This window comes from Rubrivirga sp. (assembly GCF_049648075.1).
Taxonomy (GTDB): Bacteria; Bacteroidota; Rhodothermia; order Rhodothermales; family Rubricoccaceae; genus Rubrivirga.
Window position 1 is genome coordinate 1 of the sequence record NZ_JBARYR010000382.1, and the last position, 2679, is coordinate 2679.

Consider the following 2679-nt stretch of genomic DNA (forward strand, 5'->3'; position numbering starts at 1 on the left):
GTGGAGGCGATCGGGCCGTTCGACGCTCGCGTCGGGCTGTCGGGCGCGCTGCCGCGCAACGTGCGCAACTTCTATGGTTTGGGCAATGAGACCGCGTTCGTCGACGACGACGTCGCCCGGCTCAACCTGGCCCGTGTCCAAGCGGACCTCGGCCTCGAGGTCGGGCTCGGTCCCGGCGCGTTCGTCTCGCTCGGCCCAACGATTCGGTACGCGGACCCCAGCCGCGACGACACCTTGTTCACCGGCCCGCTCGCGGTCTTGCCCGACGCGGCGTACGAATCCCAGGCACACGCGGGCGGCGTCGGCCGGGTGGTGTTCTCGACGGTCGACACGCCCGGTAACCCGAAGCAGGGCGTCCGTCTCGTCCTCGAGGGCGCAGCCTTGGCTGGCATCGGTGGAGAGGCCGCGCCCTACGGGACCGTCGGCGGCACGCTGGCGACGTTCGTGCCGATCAACCTGGCGCCGCAGGTCACACTCGCGCTCCGGGCGGGCGGCTCGCACCGGATCGGAGCGTTCCCGTTCTTCGACGCGGCGGTGATCGGGCAGGCGGCCTCGGTCCGAGGCTTCCGCCGCGAGCGGTTCGCCGGCCGCTCGGCCGCGTTCGGCAACGCCGAGGTCCGGCTCAAGCTGTTCGAACTCCCGACCTACCTCGTCCCGTTCGACGTCGGCGTGCTCGGGTTTGCCGACGCCGGTCGCGTCTGGATCGGGACCGGCGACGACGTGGCCGGCATCGAGAACCCGATCGTGGCGGACGGCGACGAGATCCACCTCGGCTACGGCGGCGGCTTGTGGTTCGGCGTGTTGGACCGGGCGGCCTTGGTGCTGACCGCGCAGATATCCGAAGAGGAGACGCTGGCCTCGTTCGGCGTCGGATTCCATTTCTAGAGAGACGCAACGGCGGAGAACTAAGGGAGGCGGTCTCGCCCTCGAGGTCGGACCGTTCCTCTCGACGTCGCCGCCCGTCCTCGAGGGCGGACCGAGGCCTTTACGTCTCGACCTCGAGCCCGGCGCGTCGAGGGCGTCGCGACCGCATCGCTAGGTCTCGGCCTCGAGGGCGGGGAACGGCGATGGTTGTTGAAACGTGGATCGGGACTCAACCCGTCTGCTCTATGTCTCTCGTCTCCCGCCGCGCTGCCCTTCAAAGCCTGGGCGCTCTCGGTCTCGGCGCCGCTCTTCCGGCCTCGGCCGTTGCTGCCCCGCGTCCCGCCCGCCGCGACCACCACGTCGTGTCGACCCACACGTTCTCGGTCGGAGAGGCGCTCGTCACGGTCATCCGCGACACGGGCTTCCCGATTCCGCTGTCGGCCATCGGGACGAACGTGGATGACGAGGCCGTCGTGGCCCTGATGGAGGAGTTCGGCCTGCCGACCGAGACCGCGCCGACGGACGTGAGCCAACTCGTCATCGACACGGGTGGCGTACGCGTCGTCCTCGACACGGGGACGGGCCAGGGCAACCTGATCCCCGCGATGCAGAAGCTGGGCCTGGGCGAGGAGACCGTCGACCGCGTCGTGATCTCGCACTTCCACGGCGACCACGTGGGCGGCGTCTCCGACGGCGTCGTGCCGACGTTCCCCAACGCGAGCGTCCATTTCCCCGAGCCGGAGCTCGCCTTCTTGGAGAGCTTCGAGGGCGAAAACCAAGGCGTCACGGACGCCCTCGACGCGCTGTCACCTGTCCGAAACGTCTTGGAGACGTACGACGACGGCGACGAACTCGCTCCCGGGCTCACGGCCGTCGCTGCGCACGGTCACACGCCGGGTCACATGGTGTTCGTGCTCGAGTCCGGCGACGCTCGGCTGATGATCGCGAGTGATGCCGTCGCGCACCCGGTCGCGTTTTTCCGCTACCCCGAGTGGCTGTTCGGCTTCGACATGGCGGGCGACGAGACCGTGGCGACGCGCCGCCGCCTGCTCGATCGGGCCGTGGACGAGAAGCTGCCGTTCTTCGCGAGCCACATGCCGTTTCCGGGTGTCGGCCGCGTGTCCCGCGACGGCGGCGGCTTCCGGTACACGCCCGCGCCAATGCTGTAGGCGTCCTCCGTGCGAGCCGCTTCGAAGGCGGTGTTCGTCCTCGAGGCCGCGCTAGTGGTTGTGGTGCCCGCTACGCCGGTCCATCCCGTCGTCGTGTCCGTAGTGCGCGTTCCACACGTCGGCGCGGTCGTGGGCGAACACGTTGACGTGCGCCATCCAGCCAAACACGGTCGGCAAGAACCGGCCGCCGAGCCGGTCGCAGGCCGCTTCCGTCGAGGTCGGACTGCCAGGGCCAAATGCGGGAGCTCCGTCCTCGAGGCGACGGCTCCACTGCGACTCGTCCCACATCGGCCGGGGCACGCAGACGTCTTGGTGCAGGTGCCACTGCGTCACCGACAACGGGACGCGGCGGTCGAGCTCCTCGAGGTCGGCCGAGACGGGCGCCGTGTACATGGCGCCGAGCAGCCGGAGATCCGGACCGTCGCGTTCGTACAGCAACGATCCTGGTCGTGAGTAGTCAACGCCGTCGGCCTCGTCGATCCCCGTATTCACGTAGTGGATCACCCGGAGACCGGGCGGCGGCTGGGCCGGGAACGGTCGGTAGCCGGCCTCGATGGCGGCCCCGGCATCGTGGTAGCGCCGTAGCGCGTGGCGGGCCTCGTCCTCGATGCGGCTGGCCCGGCGGCGGTCTCCGCGTCGGGGATCG

At 70.0% G+C, this 2679-nt stretch carries 3 protein-coding genes; 2 read left to right on the forward strand and 1 reads right to left on the reverse strand.

Annotation, left to right across the window (positions count from 1 at the left end; all coding sequences use genetic code 11):
- Nucleotides 1–885: BamA/TamA family outer membrane protein (locus tag WBA11_RS11025; protein ID WP_424520739.1), on the forward strand; the 885-nt coding region annotated here is incomplete at its 5' end.
- Nucleotides 886–1109: 224 nt separating this feature from the next.
- Entirely contained in the window at nt 1110–2033 is a 924-nt protein-coding gene (locus WBA11_RS11030; RefSeq protein ID WP_424520740.1) for an MBL fold metallo-hydrolase, read from the forward strand.
- A gap of 51 nt (nt 2034–2084) precedes the next feature.
- Here WBA11_RS11030 and WBA11_RS11035 read toward each other — a convergent pair.
- Nucleotides 2085–2679, reverse strand: a 595-nt coding sequence (locus tag WBA11_RS11035) for a hypothetical protein (RefSeq protein WP_424520741.1), incomplete at its 5' end; no start/stop codon positions are given.